This is a genomic window from Occallatibacter gabretensis, from assembly GCF_001449115.1.
Taxonomy (GTDB): domain Bacteria; phylum Acidobacteriota; class Terriglobia; order Terriglobales; family Acidobacteriaceae; genus Telmatobacter; species Telmatobacter gabretensis.
In genome coordinates, this window is the sequence record NZ_LAIJ01000010.1 from 655,302 (window position 1) to 681,259 (window position 25,958).

At 54.6% G+C, this 25,958-nt stretch carries 21 protein-coding genes; 9 read left to right on the plus strand and 12 right to left on the minus strand.

The annotated features are described in order from the left end of the window. Window positions 1–35 precede the first annotated feature (35 nt). The 4 genes from VO84_RS18895 to VO84_RS18910 form a co-directional block, all read right to left on the minus strand. Window positions 36–542 (minus strand): MaoC family dehydratase, encoded by a 507-nt coding sequence (locus VO84_RS18895; protein WP_058189295.1) that lies wholly within the window; start codon window positions 540–542, stop codon window positions 36–38. A 69-nt stretch (window positions 543–611) separates the two neighbouring features. Further along, window positions 612–1,310: an alpha/beta fold hydrolase gene (locus VO84_RS18900; RefSeq protein WP_058189296.1), complete on the minus strand. Its 699-nt coding sequence runs from the start codon at window positions 1,308–1,310 to the stop codon at window positions 612–614. Between the two features lie 60 nt (window positions 1,311–1,370). Further along, a complete protein-coding gene (locus VO84_RS18905) occupies window positions 1,371–2,165 on the minus strand; it encodes an alpha/beta fold hydrolase (RefSeq protein WP_058189297.1) in 795 nt (264 codons plus the stop codon). A 262-nt stretch (window positions 2,166–2,427) separates the two neighbouring features. Next, window positions 2,428–3,339, minus strand: a complete 912-nt coding sequence (locus VO84_RS18910; RefSeq protein ID WP_058189298.1) for a hypothetical protein — start codon at window positions 3,337–3,339, stop codon at window positions 2,428–2,430. 446 nt (window positions 3,340–3,785) lie between these two features. Between VO84_RS18910 and VO84_RS18915 the strand changes: the two genes are divergently transcribed. Next, the gene (locus VO84_RS18915; protein ID WP_157440003.1) at window positions 3,786–4,199 is read left to right on the plus strand and encodes a hypothetical protein; all 414 of its coding nucleotides are present in this window, start codon (window positions 3,786–3,788) and stop codon (window positions 4,197–4,199) included. A gap of 13 nt (window positions 4,200–4,212) precedes the next feature. Here VO84_RS18915 and VO84_RS18920 read toward each other — a convergent pair whose 3' ends face one another. The 6 genes from VO84_RS18920 to VO84_RS18945 all read right to left on the minus strand — a co-directional run bounded on the left by VO84_RS18920 (window position 4,213) and on the right by VO84_RS18945 (window position 10,774). After that, a complete protein-coding gene (locus VO84_RS18920) occupies window positions 4,213–4,857 on the minus strand; it encodes an alpha/beta hydrolase (protein ID WP_058189300.1) in 645 nt (214 codons plus the stop codon). Further along, entirely contained in the window at window positions 4,844–5,824 is a 981-nt protein-coding gene (locus VO84_RS18925) for a ring-cleaving dioxygenase (RefSeq protein WP_058189301.1), read from the minus strand. Before VO84_RS18925 ends, VO84_RS18920 begins: the two co-directional genes overlap by 14 nt. A 34-nt stretch (window positions 5,825–5,858) precedes the next feature. After that, window positions 5,859–7,262 (minus strand): alginate export family protein, encoded by a 1,404-nt coding sequence (locus VO84_RS18930; protein WP_231738069.1) that lies wholly within the window; start codon window positions 7,260–7,262, stop codon window positions 5,859–5,861. A gap of 100 nt (window positions 7,263–7,362) precedes the next feature. Then, window positions 7,363–8,145 (minus strand): MIP/aquaporin family protein, encoded by a 783-nt coding sequence (locus VO84_RS18935; protein ID WP_197414114.1) that lies wholly within the window; start codon window positions 8,143–8,145, stop codon window positions 7,363–7,365. Window positions 8,146–8,188: 43 nt separating this feature from the next. Further along, window positions 8,189–10,006 carry an amidohydrolase gene (locus VO84_RS18940; RefSeq protein ID WP_058189304.1) on the minus strand — a complete coding sequence of 606 codons (1,818 nt, stop codon included), beginning with the start codon at window positions 10,004–10,006 and terminating at the stop codon, window positions 8,189–8,191. A gap of 72 nt (window positions 10,007–10,078) precedes the next feature. Further along, window positions 10,079–10,774: a hydrolase gene (locus VO84_RS18945; RefSeq protein WP_058189305.1), complete on the minus strand. Its 696-nt coding sequence runs from the start codon at window positions 10,772–10,774 to the stop codon at window positions 10,079–10,081. Window positions 10,775–11,355: 581 nt separating this feature from the next. On the opposite strand from VO84_RS18945, the gene VO84_RS18950 reads away from it, so the two are divergent. From VO84_RS18950 to VO84_RS23200, 5 genes are all read left to right on the plus strand, one after another. Then, a complete protein-coding gene (locus tag VO84_RS18950; RefSeq protein WP_058189306.1) occupies window positions 11,356–11,985 on the plus strand; it encodes a response regulator transcription factor in 630 nt (209 codons plus the stop codon). Between the two features lie 150 nt (window positions 11,986–12,135). Next, window positions 12,136–12,765, plus strand: a complete 630-nt coding sequence (locus tag VO84_RS18955) for a hydrolase (protein WP_058189307.1) — start codon at window positions 12,136–12,138, stop codon at window positions 12,763–12,765. 175 nt (window positions 12,766–12,940) lie between these two features. Continuing rightward, the gene (locus VO84_RS18960) at window positions 12,941–13,456 is read left to right on the plus strand and encodes a Dps family protein (RefSeq protein ID WP_058189308.1); all 516 of its coding nucleotides are present in this window, start codon (window positions 12,941–12,943) and stop codon (window positions 13,454–13,456) included. Window positions 13,457–13,535: 79 nt separating this feature from the next. After that, window positions 13,536–14,852: an MFS transporter gene (locus VO84_RS18965; protein WP_058189309.1), complete on the plus strand. Its 1,317-nt coding sequence runs from the start codon at window positions 13,536–13,538 to the stop codon at window positions 14,850–14,852. After that, entirely contained in the window at window positions 14,849–15,199 is a 351-nt protein-coding gene (locus tag VO84_RS23200) for an MFS transporter (RefSeq protein WP_058189310.1), read from the plus strand. The genes VO84_RS18965 and VO84_RS23200 overlap by 4 nt, the downstream gene beginning before the upstream one ends. 696 nt (window positions 15,200–15,895) lie before the next feature. On the opposite strand, the gene VO84_RS18975 is transcribed toward VO84_RS23200, so the two are convergent. Continuing rightward, entirely contained in the window at window positions 15,896–17,371 is a 1,476-nt protein-coding gene (locus VO84_RS18975; protein WP_058189311.1) for a sodium:solute symporter family protein, read from the minus strand. A gap of 217 nt (window positions 17,372–17,588) precedes the next feature. Here VO84_RS18975 and VO84_RS18980 point away from each other — a divergent pair, with 217 nt between their 5' ends. Beyond that, window positions 17,589–18,545 (plus strand): hypothetical protein, encoded by a 957-nt coding sequence (locus VO84_RS18980; protein WP_197414115.1) that lies wholly within the window; start codon window positions 17,589–17,591, stop codon window positions 18,543–18,545. Window positions 18,546–18,559: 14 nt separating this feature from the next. Here VO84_RS18980 and VO84_RS18985 read toward each other — a convergent pair whose 3' ends face one another. Further along, a complete protein-coding gene (locus tag VO84_RS18985) occupies window positions 18,560–19,726 on the minus strand; it encodes an NHL repeat-containing protein (RefSeq protein ID WP_058189312.1) in 1,167 nt (388 codons plus the stop codon). A 447-nt stretch (window positions 19,727–20,173) separates the two neighbouring features. On the opposite strand from VO84_RS18985, the gene VO84_RS18990 reads away from it, so the two are divergent. Next, complete coding sequence (locus tag VO84_RS18990; protein WP_197414116.1) at window positions 20,174–22,240, plus strand: beta-galactosidase; 2,067 nt, start codon at window positions 20,174–20,176, stop codon at window positions 22,238–22,240. A gap of 119 nt (window positions 22,241–22,359) precedes the next feature. Further along, entirely contained in the window at window positions 22,360–25,563 is a 3,204-nt protein-coding gene (locus VO84_RS18995; RefSeq protein ID WP_058189314.1) for a DUF5107 domain-containing protein, read from the plus strand. Window positions 25,564–25,958: the final 395 nt, after the last annotated feature.

The following is a 25,958-nucleotide window of genomic DNA, read 5'->3' on the forward strand; positions in this document are numbered from 1 at the left end:
GCCGGCCTCGATGGGCGCAGATGGTTGGCTGAGATCTATTCCAGCTTCAATCGATATTTGTGCTGTCCTGACAGGACAAGTTCCTTGTGCTGGTTGAAGACGGTGACGCTCGTTGTGACCGTCCCGTTCGGTGCGTCGATAGAGAGCTCGACAATTTCCAGAGCGGGATAAAGCGTGTCGCCGGAGTGAACCTCCTTCAGGAATTTGCAAGACAGCTCGGTGAAACCGATGAACACCTCCCCGATGTAATGAGGAAACAGTGTCGCTCCAGGGGCGGTGAATGCGAGCACTTGTAGCCCGTGCACGACCGGGGCAGAATGGCCATGCCGTGCTGCCCACACTGCGTCATAATGTACCGGATGATTGTCCGCAGAAACGGTTTGAAATGCAGCTGCGTGTGCATCCGTCAACGTGCGGCTTGGCGCCCGGAAAATGTCTCCTACCCGAAGATCTTCGAATCGTTTCGCAGGCACTATCAGAAACGCTGCAGGATCAAACGACGTCGCAGTCTGGGGTGCTCCGTGAAGCTTTTCATCAACCATTGCAAACTCCTCTACTAAGGCTTTGTTAGAAGGCCGACTGTCCGCACCTCACTGTGGACGCCTGCATTTTCATTTGCTCAATGCGAGTTTTGCCGCCTCATCGATGACTGCTGCGATAGTTTCCGGCATCTCAAGAATCGACATGTGACAAGTAGAGATGGTTGTTGTTACTGCGCCCATCTTCTCGGCAGATGCTTGCTCCATGGCGGGCGGAAGCATTTGATCTTTGGCGGAGATCACAGCCCATGTGGGTTTGGTCTTCCACGCCGCAACTGTCAGCTTTTCGTCGAACATCGGCCCATAGCTCTGGCCTTGCACCGCGAGAAAAAGCTTTCTCTCTGCCAGAGGAAGGCCCTCTGCGATTCGCTCGAGCATGCCTTCGGCGGTTACCGTTGCGAATTTCTCGCTATCGACCCGAATCTGCTTTTGACCTTCGGTCCGTCCGAACGGACCGCTCGCATCATTAGCAGATTGCCCGACCTCGGGCGCGTAGGCCGTGACGTAGACAAGCCCCGCAACCTTAAGATCGTCGCCCGCCTGCGTGATCACGGCCCCTCCCCAGGAGTGGCCAACAAGAAGTACCGGGCCATCTTGCAGAGCGATGATTCTCTTTGTGAAGGCGACTTCATCTGCGAGTGAAATCAGAGGGTTCTGTACGGCAACCGCGTTATAACCCAATTGCTGAAGGATGGGGATGACCTTTGACCAACTTGAACCGTCGGCGAACGCTCCGTGAACAAGCACTATGTTTTTGACAACTGCGGACATGATGATCTCCTGCGATAAAGCGTGGTCTCTCTTGTTGATTCAGAAAATGAGCACGTCTGTTCACTTGCTCAAAGAACTCTTTGCCGCGTCGTCAATCACTTCGGCGACTCTCGCGGGTTCCTGGAGCATTGCGAGATGGCATGTCTGCAATGTAACGGCAGTCGCACCAATCTTTTTGGCTTGCGCTTCTTCCATGGCCGGTGGGAGCATGCGATCGTCCGCCGAAATGACAACCCAGGACGGCTTTGTCTTCCATGCTGCGATAGTAAGCTTCTCACCGAACATTGGGCCGTAGCTCTGTCCCTGAACAGCAAATACCAGTTTGCGTTCTGCCATGCGCAAGCCTTGCGCGAAGTCGTTGAGAATTCCCTCGGAGGTCATTGAAGCGAACTTCTCACTGTCGACGCGAATCTGCTTCTGACCTTCTGTCAACCCATAGGGACCACTGGCGTCGTTCGCAGACTGTCCGACCTCAGGCGCGTAGGCAGCGACATAAACTAGTCCAGCGACCTTCGGATCATCGCCCGCCTGGGTGATGACAGCCCCACCCCATGAATGACCGACCAGGATGACTGGACCATCTTGCAGAGCGATGATTCGCTTCGTGGCCGCGACATCATCGGCCAACGACGTCAACGGGTTCTGGACCGCGGTCACGTGGTAGCCATTTGCTTCGAGAAGAGTAATGACCTTCGACCAGCTTGTGCCGTCTGCGAATGCGCCGTGGACCAGCACGATATTCGTAACAGATGCTTTGGAAGATTGCTTCTGTGCCATCAGCGGCGCTGCCGGAAGAATGGCAAAGGCCAGACTGACAAAAACACTCAGCCCCGAATAGAAGTTCTCATGAAACATAGATTTCTCCGCGATAGTCGATGAGATTTCGACACGTTCGATTGCGTGAACAAATCAACTTCTACGAGGGCCGGAAGTTAGACCAAATCTCGCAGGATGAGTGACTCGCTCAGAGGCGTCGATGCCGAGTACGACTGATCCACAGTATGGGCGAGAATCTTCCCCATTGAACGCCCCTTAAGAGTGGAGATCGAGAGACCTCATAGGGTAGCGAGATCCAAACAACGGGCACCCCGACGCTTAATCTTTAATCAATATCGATCTACGGAGCTACTGAGTGAATCTCCGCGATGTATCCGCCGGGGAACTGCACGATTGCTGATATACGGTTCTCAATAGGTGTAGAGGGGACGAGCAGTTTAGCTCCGAGCGATGTCGCCTTCTTCAAGGTTGAGTCGAGGTCCGCAACTTCGTATCCGGTTGTCTCACTGCCATGAGGAAAAGGCAACCGGCGGTCCGTCACGAAGATTGTCATCTTTCCGAAGTTCGACGCGACGCGGAGTCGCCGGAAAGTAATCTCCGGCAAGCCTATTTCGGCCCCCGGAGCAGCCGTTTCATCGGACACCACTCGTCCACCTGAGAATGCGAGAAAACTGCGCATGAATTTCTCGACATCATCCGGAGAGACATACACGCGATTCTCCGGCACAGTGACAAATGGAGCATAGGAAGGCTTAGTGGTGTGCCAATAGATCTGAGTCATAACGCCCCCCGGCCATTGAATCACGGCATCGAGTCCGATGGGGTCGGGAAAGGGTGTCACAACAACAGCCGCTCCTGTGGCTTTGGCCTTCTCGATTGCTGCATTCATGTCAGTGACCAGATACCCTGTTCGCTCAGAGCCAAAGGGAGTGGGAATGGGAGTTCTGAACCCGAATGCCGACACGGTTCCTACGGGTGTCTGCAGCAGTTGAGAGCTTGTCAGACTTGGCGTTGGAGTCACTGTAGTGACTACCTGCTTGGTGCTTGTTCCGCCAAATGTACCGAGGAAGCTGGCGACAAATGCGTCAACCTTGGCTGGCGCCACGTACACGTGTGTCGTGTCATATTGAGGCGCTACTGCGATGGTGGACGAAGCCGTAACCGTTGCCGCCTGCGTGAACGCGATCGATGGAAGGCTCGTAACGCTTAAAACCATTGTGGCTATTGTGAGGATGGATGCGGTACGACGCATAGCGTATTTCCTCCAGGTTACTCAAGAGAACCGTAATTCAAGATTAACTCTCCAGTCACTACCCGATGGGGTGGGCAGAGAACGGCACCATTGGGGATTCCCAAACACACCGCGGCGTGGGATTCTCATTGCTGGCGCTATTTCGTAGGCCAAGCGATGTTTTAGTCATTGCCGAAATCGGACATTCGAGACCCATCTGCCTTCAAGTATGTCTTTGCTTGCCCTTGCAAGGCGAAGAGATCCGCAATCGCTGTTCGCCGGTATGGGGATGAGAAATTCAAGGCCTGTGAAGGCCTGAGAGCTGGAGGGCGATGAGCGCACGATTGACGAGACATGGAGTCGGTGGCCGCGTGGCAAGTCATGGAGCACTTATTGGTTTCTTGCTCCTTGGATGTGCAACGATAGACAGCGGGGCGAATCAAGGTGGTTTAAAGCGGAGGAACAGCATGCAGAAAGAACCAACTCCATTAGTGACGAGTGAGGTTCGATTGGTTGATGCGGCTGGCAAAACGCGGATGCTTCTCTCCATTCAATCAGGTTTGCCGATCATGCAATTGCTGAACGAAGACGGGACGCCGGGCTTATCTGCATCACTCGATGCCGCTGGGCATGGGTCGCTGAAGCTTCACAACCCGGTGGCGCATGGTCCGGATGCGGCGATCGAAATTGATGAAAAGGGAGCTCATGTCAAGTTCGATCGCTCCAGTGGCTCTTCGGCTTATCTGTTCTTAAATAATGCGGGCGAGTCGGGAGTGGTTTTGATTGATAATCATGGCAAGCGCCGCGTCAACATACTTGTGAAAGAGGATGGAAGCTCAGCTATCGAGCGGTTAGACGATCTGGGGAAGACGCTTCCTTGACATCGAAGAGCATTCAGGAAAGTCCATCCTCAATCAGGCGACGTGCTGACTCAATCTCCTCGCGGAGAATTGTATGGGGACGGCCTTGATAACGGTCCGCCTTCACGGATGCACCCATTTCTACGAAGACTTCTTGAGTCGCCTGGACGCGCTCCCATGGAACATGCGGATCGGGGTCACCGGAACTGAGTAGGATCGGCATGCGGTCGAGATTGCCGGCATGGTGCAGTTCTGAACCCATCGGGCCGATGAGACCACCGGTAAATGCGACCAACGCCGCGTAACGTGCTGGATGCCTGGCAACAAACTCCGATGCCAGGCAAGCACCTTGTGAAAAGCCCACGATCCCGATCCGTTGAACTCCGATTCCCGCTGACGTTATCTTTGCTATGCATGCGCCAACTTTGGCTATCGCAGAGCTCAGCCAAGGTTCATTCATTGCGATGGACGCAAGAAATGAATTTGGGTACCAGGTGTGCTGCGCCGCCTGGGGAGCAAGGTAGGCGGTGGACTCGTTGCCCAACTCTTCGCTCAAGCTGAGAATGTCTTCCGCAGAGCCGCCGCGACCGCGCAGCAGAATTAGCGCAGAGCGTGCTTGTGAGAGCGCGACTCCGGCTATAAGGATTGGCTCATTACCGTGCGGATCATCTCCCGTCATCGATAGACCTCTGATAGTGGAGCGAGATGGTGGGAAGCACATTTTCAATCGCGCCACGCTCAGATTCGAGCCAAGGCGGAAGCTTGAGCGATTCTCCGAGTGATTCAAGCGGTTCATCGAAACTGAAGCCCGGCGGGTCTGTTGCTATCTCGAAGAGCACACCGCCTGGTTCGCGAAAGTAGATGGAATGAAAGTACGTGCGGTCAAGAACCGGGGTTACGTTCAAGGGAAACCGCCTGAGTTCTTCCCGCCAGTATCGTTGCGCTGCATCGTCATTGGCCCGGAAGGCGATGTGGTGTACGCTCCCGGAACCCATGCGGCCGTGCATCAGCTGAGTCTGAACCAGCACATCGACGTGACGGCCGAAGGCATTTCCATCAGCGCTGAATCGATATCTGTTTCCTTCTTCACCGGCTCTGCGAAATCCCATTCTCTCCAAAACTTCGGCTGTCGATTCGAATCCGGCCTGGCATAGGGTGACTCCAAAGAAGCCGCGGATGGCATTCTCAGATTGCACATCGCTATTGCGAGGAGTGCGACTCGGATTGGCGTCTTCATGTGCGATCAGTTCAATGCGCATGCCATCCGGGTCGGCAAAACCAAGCACCGAGTTCCCAAATCTAGTTGCCAGACGCTGCGCATGCACACCGGCAATCAATAGCCGCGACTCCCAGAACGCGAGGGAATCCGTAGGAACGCTGAAGGCCGTCGCCGAAGTCTCGCCCACTCCGAGTGATCCCCGCGTGGCGTGCGGCCAAGGGAAGAAAGTGAGGATGGTTCCCGGTGAACCGAGATCATCCCCAAAATAAAAATGGTATGTACCCGGATCGTCGAAGTTGACAGTTCTCTTAACGAAGCGAAGTCCGAGCAGTTTGGTGTAGAAGTCCAGATTTCGTTGCGGATTTGACGCGATTGCGGTCACGTGATGAAGGCCCACAATCGGCGGGGGATTTGTTGTTTCAGGCATCGCTTCCTCCAAGCCTTGGTTGTTCCATGTGCGGTTAAAACTTGTAGCCGGCCCACAACGCCCAGTAATTGAGATTACGGCTCGGCTGTGTTTGTTTCAAGAACCCGCCTGGGTAGAAAACTCCGTAGTCAGCTTGAAACCATATATGACGGTCAGCTTGCCATCGGACCTCAGTGCCCGGCCTATCTCCGACATAGCGGGCTCTGCTATTGCCTGCCGCACGGATTAGCGTTCCAGGCACCGAATAAACTCCGTCAAGAACATTTTCCCGCCACTGGAAGAGCCAGTCCGTGGAAACGGTCACGGATCGTGGTAATTGCGTCTGGACACGCGGATGAATGTCAACGAAGTTCAAAGGCCCTGGTCCCGTTGTTGCCAGAACGCCGAAGTAGTTGCCCATGGGAAAAAGTGGGTTGAATGTGCCTAACGAATTTGTCTGGGGATTATCCCCGCTTGAGATATCGGCTTTCGCACTGAACCGCGGCTTAAGACGCATGTTAGGGAGGCTATAGCCTGTGTCGCTGGCCACGGTCCATGCTTTGATGTTCGCAGAACCGAAGGTGCCAAACTGCCACAAGGCTTCGTCGTCAAAGTCCCATCCGGCTTTTTCCGCGGACTGGGCGCGGTAGATCCTAGATCCGATCGTATGGCGAAGTTCGCGCGCTGTACCTCTCTCGAATGTCGCTCGTTTTCGATCGAGGCCAAGATAATACGCGTCCATCGAAATCGATTTCGTCAGCGCTCTTGTCGAGTAGACGCCCCAGAACCCAACCGCGTGGTTGGGGGCGTTGTCGAAGAAACCAGGGTTGTCGAGGTCGGGCCGCATGGCGAACCCATCAATCTTCCACGCATTGAGGTTCGACTTAATCTTGAAGCCGTCGAAACTGAGGCGGACGTTCGGGCCCTCTCGAACATCGATCAATCGACCCGAGCCATACTCCATCTCCTGTCTGCCGGTCCGGAGCTTAACCCAGTTGGTGCTCCCAGCGGTGCCTACTTCGAGGAAGCCAGCTTGAAAATCGAGCTTCTTTTCATCAATGGGCCGCGGACCACCGTCGCGGAACGAATTCAAGCCGCTCTTCAGCTCGACGAAGGAGCTTATGTGCTCCCCATAATGAAAGTCGAAGGAGAGCATGTATCTTTCGTTCAGATATCCATTGGTGTACGGTTCCTGGCCCCAATTATCATTCCCAATCTGCTCCCATACCTCGCGGGCTTCGCCGGCAATCGTGAGATACGAAGAGGCTGCATTGCGATGGAATGGGATGTACTTGATCTGATCCCAGCGGTCTTGCTTCAGTTCAGGATTACGAAGAAAAGTCCAGTCCTCGTCTTCGCGGAGTAGTTGGTATTTGCGGCTGACTTCTGGGACCTGGTCGGTGCTGACGGATTGAGCGAGAATCCGTGAAGAATCGAGGAGAGCAAAACCTACCAACAAGCAAGCTATTCTTCCCATGTGTATGATGTCTGCGCCCCTTCTTGAGTTTCCGTTCGATATACCGAGAAATTCTATCCTCACGGCGCTCTCCAATATCCAGTCAGCCGATCGTTCCACACAACCGATGGGTGAGTACCTGGCGACGTTTCTGAATCCATAGCCGCAACCATGCCGCAAACGCCGCTCCCACCATGGGTGCCAGCAAATAGACCCAAAGGAAGTGTGTTTGTCCCGAGGCGATTGCCGGTCCGAATTGACGAGCGGGATTGAGACTGCCGCCGCTGGCTGTTCCAAGAACTGCAATTCCTGTTCCGACTAGCGCGCCGATAATCCAAGGAACGAATTTCGCAAGCCGATGAACGGAGAGGCAGATTCCAACCAAAAAGACGATCACTGCCATGCCGGCAGATTCGGTTACAAAGACCTGTATGGCCGACCATCCTGTTGCCGGTTGAAGTACGGCAAACGCCACAGGCGGATTGGAAACAATCGATCCCCATACTCCTCGCGCAGCGATTACGCCGAGTACAGAGCCGAGCAACTGGGCGACGGAGTAGGGAATGACGGCTCTTCCCGGAAACACCCCGAACCTCCACATCGCGAAAGAAATGGCAGGATTGGTATGCGCGCCGGAAATCCTGCCTGGAGGGCTGAGAATGAGTCCTGCAAGAAGCAATGCGACCGCGGTGCCGACGATCCACAGCTCAGCATGAATATCCGGGATGGCGTGAGAGACGAGCGATGGTCCTATCACCCACCTCACAATGGTCGTCACTCCAAAGAGCAAAACGAAAGTGAGGATCAACTCATACGTACTGTCGCGGGTCAACCGGATTAACGTCTGACGATCGATTCCCTTCGGCAATGCTTGAGACCGATCCAATGTTCCCATCCTGTTGACCCTAGTTAGACCGTTCGACTTGATGTTAGAAGGCAAAGCAGTCGCAGCCCAGGCCCCACAACGATTCTCCAAGACGCACGGACTTTGGCAGAGATGCCGAAGCATGGTGACCAGAACATCCGTGATGCAGGAGCGCGGCAACAGCTGACGCGGGCGTGTGATAGCCACCATAGTGCACCGTTGGCGCCCAGTCCAGTGCAGCGGGCAATGGGGGCGGAGCCAAATCACTGAAGCCCTGAGCCGCATAAACGACTTCACCGCCAACTACGGTAAGGACAGATTGCAGCCCTTTGATTTCCTCTTCAGCTACAGCGAAGTAATCCGACGACAGCACTGCGAAGTCGGCAAGTTGACCAGGCGCCAGAGATCCCTTCACATCTTCTTCAGTCGAAAACCAACTGCTGCCATGCGTGTAGAGGTGAAGTGCTTCTTCGCGGGTCATGCGATTTGCATCGTCGTAGAGGCGCAGTCCGCCCACTGTGCGACCGGATACCAGCCAATAGAGCGACACATAGGGGTTGAAGCTGGCTACGCGGGTAGCATCCGTCCCGGCTCCAACATTTGCGCCCATCTGCAGCATCCGCCGGATGGGTGGCGTCCTTTTGGCCGCTTCCGCGCCATAGCGATGGACAAAGTATTCTCCCTGGAACGCCATGCGGTGCTGCACCGCTATGCCTCCCCCGAGAGCTACAGTGCGCTCAATGTTCCGATCGGAGATCGTTTCGGCATGATCGAAAAACCAATGCAGACCGCTGAGTGGAATGTCGCGGTTGACCTTCTCGAATACATTTAAAAACCTCTCGATAGACTCGTTGTATGTGGCATGTAGGCGGAATGGCCAGCGTTTTTCGGCGAGCAGGCGGACCACTTCCTCGAGTTTGGTTTCGAGGACCGCGTCGAGATCGGGTCGGGGCTCCAGAAAGTCCTCAAAGTCGGCAGCGGAAAAGACAAGCATCTCGCCGGCGCCATTGAGCCGCAAAGTGTGGTCGCCTTGATAGAGCGATGCTGAAGATGTCCACTTGCTGAAGTCTTCGATCTCATGATTTGGGCGCTGGGTGAATAGGTTGTAAGCAATACGCAGCGTCATCTGCCCGCGCTTATGCAACTCCTCGACAACCGTATAGTCGTCTGGGTAATTCTGGAATCCTCCGCCTGCGTCAATCGCGCTGGTGATGCCAAGCCGGTTCAGTTCACGCATGAAGTGGCGGGTAGAGATCAACTGATCCTCATAGCTGAGCAGAGGTCCTTTGGCAAGCGTTGAATAGAGGATTCCGGCGTTCGGCCTGGCGATCAACATGCCGGTTGGAACGCCGCGCTTGTCGCGCTGGATTTCTCCGCCTAATGGATCCGGCGTGTCTTTGGTGTAGCCCACCGCACGCAATGCAGCCGCATTCAACATCGCCCGGTCATACAAGTGCAGGACGAAAACAGGAGTATCGGGTGCGGCTTCGTTGATCTCCGCGAGAGTTGGCATACGCCGCTCCGCAAACTGAAATTCCGTCCAGCCGCCGACGACACGGACCCACTGCGGAGCTGGTGTTCGAGCTGCCTGTTCCTTCAGCATCCTCATGGCATCTGCATGGGAGGGAACGCCATCCCAGCGAAGCTCCAAATTGTAATGAAGGCCGCCGCGGATCACATGCAAATGAGAATCGTTGAGGCCGGGAATCACTGTGTGGCCACCGAGATCGACGACTTCCGTACTTGAATCACGACCGGGAAGCAAGTCTGAAGAAGCGCCAATAGCAACGATCTTTCCATCGGCGACCGTCATCGCTTCGGCGAAGTATGGGATGGAATTCGTCGCAATCTTTCCGTTGAAGTAAATCGTCTTCTGGGCCAAAGGATCCTCCGGGCAATTCAGGACTTCTATTAGAAGAGCGGTCAGGGAAGGCTTCCACCTTCCCTGTCTTGCTTACTTGTGCGCCGCCAGTTCAAGAGGCGGAGTCCATGTGGGGAAGTGCGTCTGCGCCGTACCATGCACCATGGTGTATGCGTACTCCACGCCTACTCCATACGCGCCAGCGTGATTTTTCACGATTTCAACGACGCCGTCATAGGTCTCCTTCAAGGCCCAATCTCTTTGCCATTCGAGCATCACCTGAATCCAGGTCACCGGCTTGGCTCCGGCTTGCTCTACGCGGCGCATGGCTGCGTTGTGGGTTCTCAGGTCTAGATCGCCGCTCAGATCTTCAACGACGTATACCGCGTATCCGTCGGAAATGGCCTGAACTGTCGGGTAAGTAACACAAGCTTGAGTCCAGAGGCCGGCGAGAACAATCTTCTTGCGCCCAGTGGCCTTGATGGCGGCCACAAAGTTCGCATCGTCCCAGGCGTTCATTGTGCTGCGCTCGATCGGCGTTTGATCGGGGTATTGAGCCTTCAGTTGGGGCCAGATATACCCGCTGAGCGACTTGCTCTCAACGGTGCTGAGAATGAGCGGAACGTCGAATAGCTTGGCGGCTTTGGAAAAGCCAACAACATTGTTGATGAGCGTCTGGCGGTCGATGCTGGTGACACCGAACAGCATTTGCGGTTGATGATCGATGAGAGCCACGACGCAGTTGTCTGGCGTGAGCAGTCCTTTTTCACTTCGTTTTGCGAGTGACATAATCCTCTCTCCCTTTGATAGCGTTGGCAGCGGCAGTTAGTGCGGATGGAGCGCAATGCTTCGGAGCGCAGGCACTGAAGTGAAGGCTGTATCCCGCGCGAGGTGATCTTGCCTGGACACCGACTTTCCTGCTGTGCTCAAGCTAAGTGACAACCGAGACTTGACCACGCCCCTTTCGAGTCGGAAGGAAGGGGCCATTTGTGAGTCCTCTCCGGCGCCCCAGTTGGGTGCCCCATCCGAACGGCAACTCGAATCAAACCGAACCAGGGTAATCATCCGACCTGAAGAAAGAGGTCGCATTAACTTCGACCAACCCTTTCGTGTCGTTCAGCAGGGCTTGCCGTGAGTTAGAGTGAAACTGTCGAGTGCGCCCAGGTGAGCGCTTCGATGGGATTCCCTAACGCAAGCGAATTCGCTTCATGGCAGATTGAGGCTATTGAAGAGCAGTGCCTTGGATCTGAGTGTTAAACATCGGGCATAGTTTGGTGATGAGCAATAGGACTGCTCGGATTAGCACTTCTCTTGCACGCTCTGTTGAGGGCCTTCAAAATTGTCGTCAGGTCGATACTGGGAGGCATGCTATGGCTGTTTCGGACCGAATCCGAATTCTGTGCGCTGACGATCATCCGTTGGTGCGGGACGGCATTGCATTTGCAATCCAACAGCACGCTGACATGGAACTGGTAGCCGAGGCGAACAACGGCGTTGATGCGGTGCTTGCGTTTCGGCAGTACAGGCCCGACGTGACCCTGATGGACTTGCGCATGCCGCAAATGAACGGAATTGACGCGACGATGGCTATTCGAGGCGAGTTCCCGAATGCACGCATCGTTATCCTCACTACATATTCTGGAGATATCCAGGCCTCTCGCGCATTAAAGGTAGGAGCGGTGGGCTACCTGCTGAAGGGCATGTTCCGAACGGAGTTGATCAGCACCATCCGGCGCGTCCATTCAGGCCAGCGGCATATTCCCGCAGAGATTGCTTCGGAGATAGCAGAGCACTTCGTTGCCGATGCTCTTTCTGAGCGAGAGATCGAGGTGCTGCGTTGCGTTGCGGACGGTTGCGCTAACAAGGTGGTCGCGGACAGGCTCCTTATCACTGAAGATACGGTAAAAGGGCATATGAAGAATATCCTTGCGAAACTTCAGGCCAACGACCGAACCCATGCGGTGATGATTGCGATGAAACGCGGCTTCCTCGACGATTGATGGTCGAGGCGAAGATTGATTCCGGTTGCGATGGATTTCTACTGAAATGTGGGGCATGATTGCTACTCGATCGGGGGGTGACAGTGCCGAGTTGCGCCGCTAAAGTTGTCTCAGCCGGCAGCAGTCCACCAAACGGCCCGGAGGAATGTCATGACAGGATCTGAAACTCTTCTTAAGCCTGAGCAATGTGCTCTGCTGCTCGTGGACTTCCAGGCCGGGCTGGCGTTCGGCGTAGAGTCTTTCGCCAGGCAGACACTGCTCAACAACGCCGTAGCATTGGCACGCACCGCAATCGCATTCAAGGTGCCGGTCGTCGCCTCTACATCCGCGAGCCGGGTTTACAGTGGCCCAATGCTCCCGGCGTTGCAAGAGGCACTGCCGTCCGTCACTCCAGTGGAGCGACGGAATATGAATGTTTGGGAAGATGACGTGGCACATCGCGCCGTGATGGACACAGGGCGCAAGAGGCTGATTGTTGCTGGATTGTTGACGGAAGCCTGTGTTTCCTTCCCGGTGCTCTCCGCCCTAAATGACGGATTTGAAGTCTTCGTGGTTGCCGATGCATGCGGCGGGCTGAGCCCGGCGGGACATGACCTGGCTCTGCGTCGGATGGAATCGGCAGGCGCACAGTTGACCAGCTGGATTCAAGTTCTGCTCGAATTCCAGCGCGACTGGACGCGGCACGAAACCTATGAGGATGCGCGGAGTATCGTGGTCGCAAACGGCGGAGGCTACGGGATGGGCTTGGCTTATGCGCGTGAGATGATCCATCCCGCCTGAGGACGAACAATGCGGCTCCTCATCGTGAGTGACGCCGCTACCCAAGGCAAAACATCGCGCCCCGCTAAGTGCTGCGCGCGGCCAACGTCATCCTGGTAGAAGGGCGAGCATGTGCCGCCAGTCAGCCCGTGCACTTTCCAAGGACACTTTAAGAGAGCAAAAGGAGAAATAAATCATGGCAAATACTTCTGAACTTATTGGGCGGCGCAAGGCTGGATTGACGACGCCTTCCGACATCGCTCCGGAAGCAGTCAGGGACATCACGGGAGCATTGAACGTACTGCTCGCCGACGTGTTCACGCTTTATCTCAAGATCAAGAATTTCCATTGGCACATGAGCAGTCCGCATTTCCGCGACTATCATCTGCTTCTCGACGATCAAGGCGATCAGCTCTTCGCAATGACCGACGAAATCGCCGAACGGGCTCGCAAGATCGGCGGTACCACCGTCCGTTCCATTGGACACATCGCTCGCTTGCGGCGCATCCAGGATAATGATGCGGAGTTTGTCACTCCGGCCGATATGTTGAGCGAACTGCGCGAAGACGAAAAGGCGCTTCTATTGAGCCATCGCGCCGTGCATGTGCTTTGCGATGACGCGGGAGATGTGGCCACGGCGAGCCTTCTCGAGAACTGGATCGATCAGAGCCAGCGACGCATTTGGTTCCTGTTCGAAACAACCCGTAGCTAAACTGTTCACGGACCGAAGAGTAGTCAGACCGCTCTGAGGCGGGTGCCCTCGGCAATTCATGATGTAATGTCACAAAGCGATGACCAAGGTCTCTCAATCAGACGCGGTTAACTCTCCAGGTCCGTGGGGCCCGCTTCGTAATTCAACGTTCCGAGGCCTGCTTCTATCCAACCTGGTCTCGGACATTGGTACGTTCATGCAGAGCGTCGGCGCAGCGTGGCTGATGACCTCTCTGACGAATAATCCTCTCTATATTGCACTCATTCAAACCGCAACTGCCTTACCCTTTTTTCTGCTCGCTCTGCCGGCGGGTTCCATAGGCGACATCTTCGATCGCCGAAAGTTGATTCTTTGCACCGAAGTCTGGATGCTCGCGGTCGCCGTCGCGCTCACGGTTGCAACAGTCTTCGGAGGGATGACTCCATGGCTACTGCTCCTGCTTACGCTCGGATTGTCAATTGGAGATGCTTTCGAATCTCCTTCCTGGCGGGCAATATTTCCCGAGTTGGTCGATAAAGAGGAGCTGCCTGCAGCGCTGGTCTTGAATGGAATTGAGTTCAACCTCGCTCGCGCGTTGGGTCCGGGGATAGGCGGCTTCATCGTGGCGGCCCTAGGAGTGGGTGCTGCATTTGCCTTCAACGCCTTCTCGTTTCTGGGAGTGATTGCCGTCGTTGCGCGGTGGAAGAGGCCTACCCGAAAGAGCACACTGCCGTTAGAGACCTTCCGGGGCGGGACCGCTGCGGCGGTCCGCTACGTCCGCTATTCACCAGGGGTTCGTACGCTTCTGCTTCGGTCGGCAATTCTCATCTTTTTCACCAGTTCCTTCTGGGCGCTCTTGCCGACGGCAGTGAAGTCCATAAGCACGAACCCAATTACATACGGCTTCCTGCTGGGGTTCTTCGGACTGAGCGCAGTCGCGGGAGCAATGGTTCTGCAACGGACTCGTTCAAAGATTTCCTCCGAGGCATTGTTATCTTTCGCCACGGTTGCATTCGCCATAGTCATTTTGAGCATGGCCCTGTTGCGCTCGCCTGCCATCCTCTGCCTGCTGATGCTTTTGGGCGGCGCGTCGTGGACATCGGTCATGTCCCTGTTCAACATCATGGTGCAGGAACTTGCCCCGGATTGGATTCGCGCTAGGGTGCTTGCCGTCTATCTTTTTGTTTTTCAGGGAAGCGTTGCATTTGGGAGCACCCTTTGGGGATATGTTGCGTTGCACCGGGGTGTCCATGAAGCTCTGGTGTTCGCCGCCATTGGAACAGGAGCTTGTGTTTTGCTGCAGCTTCTATTCAGGCTGCCGGCTATTCCAGCCGATCTCAGTTCATGGAATCATTGGGTCAAACCAACCATACTTGAAGCACCAAACCCCTTCCTGGGACCCGTGCTGGCACGGTGAAGTACACGATCGATCCATCGAAAGCTGCGGAGTTTCTACATCTGATCCACAAATACCAGAGGGTTCGCCGCCGCGATGGCGCAACAAGTTGGGGCATCTTCGTCGATACCAAAGCTCCGAACATCTACCTGGAGTCCTTCAAAGTTGATTCATGGGCTGAACATGAGCGTCAGCATGATCGTTTCACAGTGGCAGATCGTGACATTGAAGAGCGAGTGCTGGGGTATGCTATCAAGCCTGTCGAAGTCAAACATTTTATCTATGCTCGGGAAAGGGCTTCCCGGAGTCCTCTGCAAGCCCGGCAGTTTCCTCCTTCGATCAATGAGGTGACAAGCCCCTTCGTATAAATACTCGAAATCCCAGAGGGAAGTGCGGTGAAGGCTCTTGCCTGGGCCACCTTTGGACGGTCCCTGCCTTTGTGAGTTGGTAGCGCGAAAGCGACCTGTTTTTGAGATCGCATCTGAGCGGGACGTGCCATTCGACTTCTGTCGCCAAAGGTGAAAGCACCCACAATCGCTGTAGGGATTTTTGTAGGGACACTCCTTCAAAATGGTGGGTATTTAGGGGTAGTCCCTACACTCCACCTCGTCGAATCGATTTCTGTAACGGCATAGAAACAAGCAAGATAGGGCAATATCGAGCACTGCCGAGCAAGGCAGGATTCTAGCTCTTAACCGACAGGTTGTAGGTTCGATTCCTACCGCGTCCACCAAAGAATCAATAATTTAGAACAAAGTTTAAACTCAAGATTGTGCTCACTGTGCCCATGCTTTCAGGTTTTCTCTTGTTCCCCGCGCAAAGTCCAAGAGATTTTGACCCGTGCCACCAGACCATCTAATGAGCGTCTTCCAGAGATACCTATTTCAACAAGTTCCTAGGTCCATCTGGATAGAACCCAGTAGAACGCGATGAAAGCAAGTACGAATATCCAAGCTACGAAGAACCCAATGACATCGATTCGATAGCGCCTGAACGTGAACGTGCTTTGCAGCTTCAATAGATCTCGCAAAATTGATGCCTGGCCATTCTCGTCTTCATGCAGCCTATTCAAGTACGGCCTCCGAAAGTATGTCGTTGTCTACTGCAGGTCTTTGCAAGTATCCGAAAATGCGGTTCATTCTGACCGGCTCCTCAGGTTCTCCAAAATAGCTTCCTGCGATCATTCCAGCGATGCCGACGAGGAGGCTGGCCAGGGAAGCCCATGCATTTGAGGCGCCAATGTGCTTCGCACCGAAGAAGATTATCGCGGAACCGAGAGTGCTTATCCATGCTCCATATCGATTTGCTCGAGGCCAGATGATCCCTATCCAGAAGCTCACGCCCAGAAACGGCAGGATGCTGATGAAGTGCACCGTTGCTGCCACTACAGACGGCATTGTTGTTCCGCACACGAAGCCTGCAGCGGTAACCATCACGGAGGCCGTACGAGCAACCTTCAGATAGTGGCCATCCTCTTTATTCGAGGCGATCAGTGGCCGATAGATATTCTCGGTAAACAACGCAGCTGCATCGATCATGAATGCTGAGCAGGTTGCCATCGCCGTGGCCATAATGGACGCTGTCATCAGCCCAATGAGCCCTGCGGGAAGCACCAATCTTACGACCATGCCGAATGCCTTCTCCCGCTCTCCGAAGGCGAGACCGGGCAAGAGGACGGCGGCTAGGATTCCGGTGAGCGTCCACCCGACGGTGCAGAAGCGCTTCACGAAGTTCCCATACGTCCACCCAATTCTGCAGTTCCACTCGGTCTTTCCTGTCGAAGCAACTGCCATCATGTGCGGCTGTGCGACGATCCCTGCCAATCCGCTAATGACCAGCATGGTGACATTGAATGAGCTCAGTTCTCCGCCTGCTGCGCCAAATATGGTGAAGTAATCCGGCTTTAGAGCGTGATGAAGTCCTGCTAACCCTCCAACTTTCGGCAGCCCGAACGGGAGGACGAGAAACGAGAGCACCACAAGGAGAATGCCCTGGACACAGTCCGTCACGGCGGCTGCAACCAGGCCGCCCGCTACGCCATAGATCGTGAAAATGATCGCGACTGTAATTGAAATGGAGCATTCCGGGAGTCCGGTAATGGCAGAAACTGTTTCGCTGGTTCCCTTGATAGCGATGCCCTGCCATAGCGCAAGGAGATAAAGGCAAAATGCGGCGTACATAACCGCGTAGGGCCGTCCATAGCGCAGTTGGAAAAAGTCTGCGGTGGTCGTGAGGCGCAAACGTCTGAAGACTGGCGCCAGTATCCAGTAAAAAGGGGTCGTAAAAAGCCACATCCACTGATACCAGATCCCGGACAAGCCGCCAGTGTAAGCCGCTCCTGCAACACCGACGGCCTGATCAGAATGCGTACCCGTACCCAGAGCCTGGGCGATCATGATGGTCTTACCGAAGGCGCGATTGCCGACGAAGAACTTCTTCGAATTTGTCACGCCACGGCTCACGCGAAGGCCCAGCACCAGTATGCCGCCGAGGTAGGCTGCGATTACGAACCAATCAAGTGCAGAAAGATTCACTCGCATGGAATATCCGGGAGCTCCCGATCTAGCAGTATGTTCTGGCAACGATCCATCCAACAATCCACGGTGTCCTCCTTTGCGATGGTCCATCGCTCAATTCATGATCGTCAATTTAGGACTGCTGCAGCTTGCCATTATCGGGGACGCGAACTCCGTGTAATAGTATGTCCGTGCGGCACATTCTGTTCCAAGCGGTTCTCCGCATGTAGTCTTGAGGCCTATGGCGTATTTTGATCTTCAGTTGAATGGCTATGCCGGTGTTGATTTTAACGGTGATGTCTTAGATCACGCATCGCTGGAAAGGGTCTGCCAGAGACTGGAATCTCAGGGCGTGGGCGGAATTCTGGCTACAGTGATCACGGACTCCATTGAGGTGATGGAGGCACGTCTGGGCCGCATTGCCATGCTTCTGGAGCATCACCCCAAACTCCAGCGCATCATCAAAGGCATTCATGTCGAAGGTCCATTCATCAATCCAAACCCCGGATATCGCGGTGCACATCCGGAAGATGCAATCATTCCAGCTGATACGTCCCTCATGGAGCGCCTGCTTACTGCAGGCCGCGACTTTGTGCGGCTGGTTACGCTTGCGCCCGAGTTCGATAGCGGGCTGAGGGTTACTCGACTGCTTTCTGATAAGGGAATCATAGTTTCTGCTGGCCATACGGACGCATCTCTCGACCAACTACGGGCTGCGATGGATAACGGTCTTGTCATGTTTACTCATGTTGGTAACGGCTGCCCGGCGTCGATGCCACGCCACGACAACATTATCCAAAGGGTTCTTAGCTTACGAGGAAAACTCTGGCTCTGCTTCATCGCCGACGGTGTGCACATCCCATTCTTCGTGTTGCGCAATTACCTCGACCTCATTGGCTTGGAAAAAACCATTGTCGTTACGGACGGCATCGCTGCCTCGGATCTCGGCCCCGGAAGATATACACTCGGCCGGTGGGAGTTGAACATTGGGGACGACCTTATTGCACGTGCACCGGATAGCTCGCACTTGCTGGGATCTACTGTGACCATGCCTCGCACCTTTCATAACCTGACCAAAATCCTTGGTCTACCGGCGACCTCTGCACGATTGTTGATGGAGGATAATCCGCACGGAGTATTCGCAAACACATTCAAGGACGCCCCGTTCCGGAGCCCGGCTTCAACCCAGGGACGATAACTGCTGTCTCATGTTCATGGTCCGGCAGGCAGCGGTTGGACGCTAATAAGATCCATCTCCTCGCTTCCATTGCGGTTGATTTGGGTCAGCGTGTAAACAGTGCTATCTTCTGCAACCACGAGTGCCTGCTCATTTGCAGCGGGCTCACCCGTATCAAGCATGACCTGGCCGTGGTCGTGGTACTTGTTTTTCGAAATATCGTACGTAATAAGATGTGACCCCTCTTCGTTTTTGCTTCCGACAGAAAGCGGCGAGCCGGTCAGGTAATAAAGCAGGTTGTTGCGTGTATCCAGGGCGAGTCCGAGATAGCCGTACCCGGATTTGTCGGCCATCCCCGTCCGTTTAGATGGCTCGGAGGTCAGCCTCTCCAAAACCTCAACACTGCGGGCGCCCGGATCAAATCGGAACAGGTATCCTGATGCGCCGTTGACTGCGTAGATGGCGTTGTCGTTGGGGTTCCACACGGCAGCCCGCCAGTTGTACGCCATTCCTGGCTTAGTGGGGTCGAGGTCGCCGAAGTAATCTTTGCGCAGGTTCACGCCTGGAATCGTTTCGACCTGGTCAGTGTCGTAAATATATCTGTGGATCAAGCCCTCACCGCTGGTGAAATATGCCGACCCATCCCGAGGGTCAACAACGATTCGCCGGCAGATCGCCCGGTAGGTACTACCGACTTCTCCGCTCTCTCCGGCGGCAAAGAATGTACCGAAATCCCTGAGTTGCTTTGTAACGAGGTCAAAGGTGAGAAAGTGTCCGGTAGGCCAGGTAATTCCGTATAGCCTGCCGCGTTTTACATCCATATTGAAGCTGATGATGCCCTCTCCGAGAGGAGCAATCGCAAGCGATTCAAATCTGCCGGTTTTGAGGTCGTAGGACAGAAAATGACCTCCCGGGTAAGGAAGATAGCCGTTTGGTGGAGCAGCATTTCTCTCTACTCCGCTTTCTTTGTTGTAGTAGCCGAGGTGAGTGGAAAAATATAGCTTGCCGTCACGCTCGATAAAGTTCACGTGACTCTTGCCCTGCGCGACGGCCTTAACCTCTCCCTGTCCAGTCGCCGTATTCAAGTCGGCAATGTGAGTAATGACGCCTGTCTTCGGGGCGAGCGAATACATCTGGCCGGGGACGTTATACGCGGCCGAGTCAATCACGTAGTACAACTTGCCGTCAGAGGCGAATCCCATGCCGTTATACGATTCTCCGATCCCCGCAGCGGCAGGAAAATGAGAATTGTAAGTTCTGGCGTGCAATACAGGCGGGCCCCCTGCTTGCGCGAAGGACAAAGCCTCGAGCAGAATCCCGCAGAGCAGAATAGTGCATCCGTGAATGCCAAGTCGGCTTAACACAAAGATTTCAGCGCCCCAAACTCCAGAAATGATGAAAAGTATCCCGCGACACGTCACCGCTGGCTGCAACTTCTGAGAGCAGTCAGCGGACCTTGCGGCAATAGCGCCTGCGCGGTCACGACAAACGCGTGCATGACGAGACAGACCAATCTGACAATAGGCCCGAGCGCAATGTCAATGAAATTTTGCACGAATATGTGAAAGAATTGCAGAGCGTTTATACTGCCGTGTAAAACCGCGTATGAATTTGAAGGGGTGGCAGAAGCAATGAATCGCAGAGATTTCATGGGAACGGTAGTGGGCAGCTACGCCTTGGCAAAGCTAAGCGGCGGAAGTGTATACGGCTTCGCCTCCGCAGTGGTTGCTGATTCTAGACCTCAAAGATCCTGGATTGAAAACGGGTTGATCGATGCCGGGGGGACGCATGAACCGTATATCTTCGTTGTCCGCCGCGGCGGTCAAGCTGTTAACTCACGGGAGATCTACGAGCGCGCTCAGAGTGAGGAAGTCATTCGACTGCTTCATAGCCAGGGCGTGGAGGTGTTTCACACTCATTTTTACAAGGGGTTCGGCATGGCGGCCGAGATGCAGGAGATGCAGGATACCGTTCGTGCCGCGGTCCTTGCTCATCGCTACCAAATGAAGGTAGACACATACATTCAGTGGGACACCATGATGTATGAAACGTTCTTTGCAGAGGAGCCTCAAGCAGAACATTGGATCCAGCGCGATGCGGCCGGTCAGCCGATCATGCTGACGTACGGCTATCAGCAGTCCTTTCGCTATCGTCCTTGTTTTTCGAACCAGCAGTATCTTGATTATCTAAAAAAGGTCGTTCGCTTTGCGGTCCAGGAAGTAAAAACGGACTTCATTCACTTCGACAATTTTGATGTTAACCCGGAGCCGGACTCCTGCCATTGCGAGCAATGCAAGATAGGCTTCCGAGCGCGACTGCGCAAGAAGTACTCCGAAGTACAGCTGAAAGAACGTCTGGGATTTACGAATGTCTCGTACGTAAACCCACCGCTATGGAACCGCTTCAATCCTCCGGAACAGCTTGATATTATCTCGGATCCGGTCTTCCAGGAGTGGATCGACTATCGCTGTCAGACGATGGCTGACGCCCTGGATCAGATGGTCACAGAGATTCGGTCATTGAACCCGGAGATCGTCATAGAGATCAACTCGGGTGGTATTTCGGGCGACAACAGCCCGTGGGGAGGCGGTATCGATCAAGCGCGGTTGCTGAAAAAAACCCAGGTATTCTGGGCTGAGTCAGCCACTCAACCGAAGTACTTGTCCGATAACACGCTGATTTCAACAGTGCGGACCTATAAGTTGGCGAGAACATTTCGGAACGTAGCATTCACTTATACATCGGAAAGCGAGGCTGCGCTTGGGGAATGCCTGGCATTCAATCAGACGATCGGCTACGCCGGGGGAAGTCCGCTGTCGCCACTGATGTTGAAGTACATTGATTTTTACAGAAAGAATCGGGATTTGTACGTCGGCACTCAGGATGTTGCATCCGTGGCTGTACTCCGGTCCTATGCCTCGATCACTTATAACCATGCACGCGCGGGACTCAGCGCAATCCTGATGGAGCAAGCTTTGATCCAGTCCAATGTTCCGTTTCATATGATCTTCGACGAACATCTTGAGTCGTTGTCTCCCTCCAAATGCAAAGTGCTGATACTTCCTAATTCGGAATGCTTGTCTGATAGCCAGATCGCGCTAATCCGCCGGTTTGTGGAGGCTGGTGGCGGATTGATCGCTACTGAACAGACCGGGCTTTACGATACCTGGCGCCGGGTGAGGCTTACACCTGGACTACAGGGTCTTGTGGCTGATCCCAGCCCTTCGATATCCAAAAATGTGAATACGGGTACGACCATGCGGAACGAAGTTGGGGAAGGCCGCGTCGCCTACATACCGGCAATAGAATTCGATGGCACGATGCCTCCGCCGGAACCGTATTTCACGATCGGAATGTCGTTTTGGAAACGGCCAAAGAACTGGAGGCAACTGATCGATGCAATCGCATGGGCATCGCACGGAGATATTCCACTTGAAGTGCAAGGGCCGGAGTATTTGATCGCGAATGTGGTCGAACAATCAGATCGACGCCGCAGACTGGTGCATCTGGTCAATTGCGATGCCGAGCATGTTTCGTCCATCGCAGGTGTAAAAGTGCGGTGCGCTTTGGATGTCGGAGAGTCCGTCGCGGCCGTCAGGTTTTACTCTCCCGATACATCTGGCGGGGAGCTGCTCAAGAGTGAGTCCAGGGACGGAATGGTTTCATTCGCAGTTCCGAGCTTCAAGGTCTACGGTGTTGTGGAACTGAGTGCTTGAGCTTCCGGCGCAGCCTGCATTCTCAATGATGGGTGACCGTGTAAAGAGGGAGTTTTTAGATGAGCGGGTGCAGTATACCGTCATTCACCATATGCTGGAAAGGTTTACTCAGGGCAGCCTTGAAGTTGTTGCTTGCTGCAACACTCGTTGCAGGCTTCAGCAGTGCCTCTGTCGCGCAGGTAAAGGTGTGGCAGGGCACTCTTGCTCTGCCGACATATGAAGAGGGACCTCCGGATCCCAACCCTCCTTTCGATACATATGCAACAACGGAGTTCAATTACCCTTATACTTTGCGCACAAGCCTCAGTGGCACGAAGAAGGTGCATGCCTGGCGTGCCCTCTTTCTTGAAAACGAATATTTGAAATGCACCATACTCCCCGATGTCGGAGGGCACCTTTATACCTGCATGGACAAACTGAGCGGCCAGTCCATGTTTTATGCCAACACCTCCATCAAGAAAGCGGAGATCGGGCACCGGGGAGCTTGGGCCGCGTTCGGTGTTGAGTACAATTTTCCGGTTTCACACAACTGGACAACGCTCTCTCCTGTCGACTTCGCTTGTTCCAACCATCAGGACGGCAGCGCTTCGGTGACCATCGGCAATATCGATCGCCCTTATGGAATGCAGTGGAACGTGGAACTGATCTTGCGGCCACGCTCCACGCTACTGGAAGAGCGCGTTACACTTTACAACCGAAGCGATGTTCGCCACCGCTTCTACTGGTGGGATAACGCGGGTGTGCGGGTGTGGGACGACTCGCGTCTCCAATATCCGATGCACTATGTGGCCTCGCATGGATTCACCGACGTATATTCATGGCCTACGTTAATACCGGGAGGTAAGGACCTAAGCATTCTTGGTAACGAAACTGACGGTCCGGTCTCCTATTTTTCGCATGGAACGCAAGAGAACTTCATGGGCGTCTGGAGTCCGAGGACAAATACCGGCACGGCTCAGTACTCCGAGTATCAGGATTTGCCGGCGAAAAAGGTCTGGTCGTGGGGCTCAGACCCTGCCGGTGTCATGTGGCGCGAAGCGTTATCGGATGACCACAGCGGTTATGTAGAGATCCAGGCCGGGCTCTTCCGCAACCAGGAAACATACTCCTTCCTCGATCCAGGCCAGACGATTCAGTTCAGCGAAGTATGGATGCCTGTCCGCGGAACGGGTGGAATTTCACGAGCAAACCCTGCGGGCGTGCTTTATCTGGATACAAAGGGAACCAAGATCTCCGCTGCTCTGAATGTGAACCGGAGAATCCCGGGTGCCCACCTGTCGCTGACTCAGGGAGATAAGACGTTGTGGACCTCTACTCTGGATCTCAGCCCCGAGAAGACCTGGTCCCGGACTGTCACCACCTCTGGGCAAAACGCGCCAGTCACCTTCGAATTGACTGACCGTCATGGTAAGTCTCTCTTGAAACAGACTGAAGGAGAGTATGACGTCGATCCTGCGTCTGCGATTCATACTGGGCCACAGCAGGTTTTTTCGCCTCCCTCGCCGGAACAGAGAACTGAAGATCAATGGCTACAGGTAGCTATGGACCAAGAGCTACAGGGACAGATTCTGTTGGCGATGATCACATATAAGAGCGGGCTTGCAGCATTTCCCGATAGCGCTTCTCTGAAGATTGCCGCTGGGCGTCTTGCGGCTTCTTTACAGCGCTACCAAGAGGCCGAGCCGCTTCTGAAGGCCGCGCAGCAACTGGATACGCCAAACTCCGTAACTGCCTACTATCTCGGAATCGCGGAAGAGGGGCTGGGCCATGTGCGTGAGGCTGAGACCGCATTCGACATCGCTTACAGGCAGGCCTCTTACCGCGCGGCCGCCGCGCTGAAGCTTGCAGGATTGCACGCACGTGAAGGACAGTTACAGCGTGCAATGCAACTTGCGGAGACAGCCGAGGATCTCGAACCTCTGAATTATGAGGCTCACGAAAAGGTGGCGATATTGGCGCGCGCCACAGGAGATGCCGCGCGGGCAGACGAGATTGCGCGTGCGGTTATCGAGACAGAACCGACAAGCGATTTGCTGAAAAACGAGCTCGGCACGCCGGATCTGCCCCATCTGGCGGCTGATCCATACCGCGTGCTCCACGTCGCAACGGAATACATGGAACTGGGGCAATATCGCAACGCGTTGGACCTGCTCGAGCGGGGATACCCCGCAGTTCCCGTCGAGCAGACCGAGCCGGGTTCCGTGCTGCCCCAGTCGCATCCCATGGTCGGTTACTATGCTGCTTACTGCAGGTCGAAGCTCGGCATGGAGGCTGGCCAGAGCTGGCGCGATGCTTCGCGGCTCTCTACGGCATTTATATTCTCTTCCACCGGAATGGATCATCTCGTCCTTGAGACCGCGCTACTGGCGAATCCAGCGGATGCCACCGCGCACTATCTGCTTGGCACGCTGCTGTTCTCCAAAGGGCTATATGACGAAGGAATGCGGCATTGGACTCAAGCCTTGCAAATTGCCCCAGGACTTCAGGTTGTGGGAGCCGATCTGGGCCGTGCCTGGCTCGACCTGAAGCATGATCCGCAGCGCGCGCTCACGTATTTCGAGGGCGGCCTCAAAAATGATCGTCTCAACCCGGCCGTCTACATCGGAGCTGACGAAACGATGAGCCTCACCCACGTTTCGCCGCAGAAACGTGAAGCTGCCTTATCGCGTTATCCGGATGTCGATTCGCCGCATTCCACCATGCCTGAGAGCCTTGCTTATGAATTGGCGCTTACACGCGCTGAGGCAGCAGAGTTCCGGCGGGCAGAGACGCTTCTCCAAGGCCGATTCTTCGCAAGCGAAGAGGGCGGGATCACCGCGGATGAGGTGCTATTCGAAGTTGAACTGATGCATGCAGAGACTGAGGCTCAATCCGGCGGCTGTCCGGCTGCGGATGCTCTCCTGGCGGGCGACCTTGCCCGGCTGAGCAAAAACGGCGCCTCATCGCAAGGCTACTTCAGAATGGCAACCATCGCGAAGACCTGCAGCCAGCCGGACCTTGCGCAGGCTCTGCTTGAGAAAGCGGGACGCGGACGCCGCTTTGCCGACCTTCTATGGACTTACATGGCCCTGCAAAGCCTGGGAAGCCCTGATGCGCTCCACGTTATGCAGCAGATGCAGCAGTCGATTCTCGTCGTCGGGAATATAAACGAGCCCAGCTTATACACCAGTTATCACTGGTACGGTGTTGGCCTGTTGCAACGCGCATTGAACCAGCCAGACCAGGCTATCCATTCCTTCCAGAACGCGCTGATGCTCCCGGACGAATGGATGGCACACCACTTGTCGCGCGTAGCCCTGGAGCAGCTCACGGCACAGCCCTGATACAGCAGCCGTCGCCATGCATTGGGGAATATGTTTTCTTGCACTGCAAGCGATTTGATAAGCGAAGGAAAAACACCGTTACGCAGGCTGCCGTGAACCACTTAAATCGCTGGTTTTAAGGCACATCGCCATGCTTATGTGAAATACAGCAACAGATCAAAGAAATATTTCACAAAAATGAGATATTTTCATTGCTTTTTCTGATCGCACTGCTCTATAAGTTGTCATTCGCACATTTCGGCCGCTGTAGTTTCGAAATTTATTTGCAGTTGTTCGGAACTACTCGGGGATATGGAAAACGAATCTGCCTTGGAAAGGGAACCAGTGGCTCCCCGCGCCAGGAGGATAGCGGAGTGAACAATACCGCTATACACGATTCTCAAGTGAGGGTTATA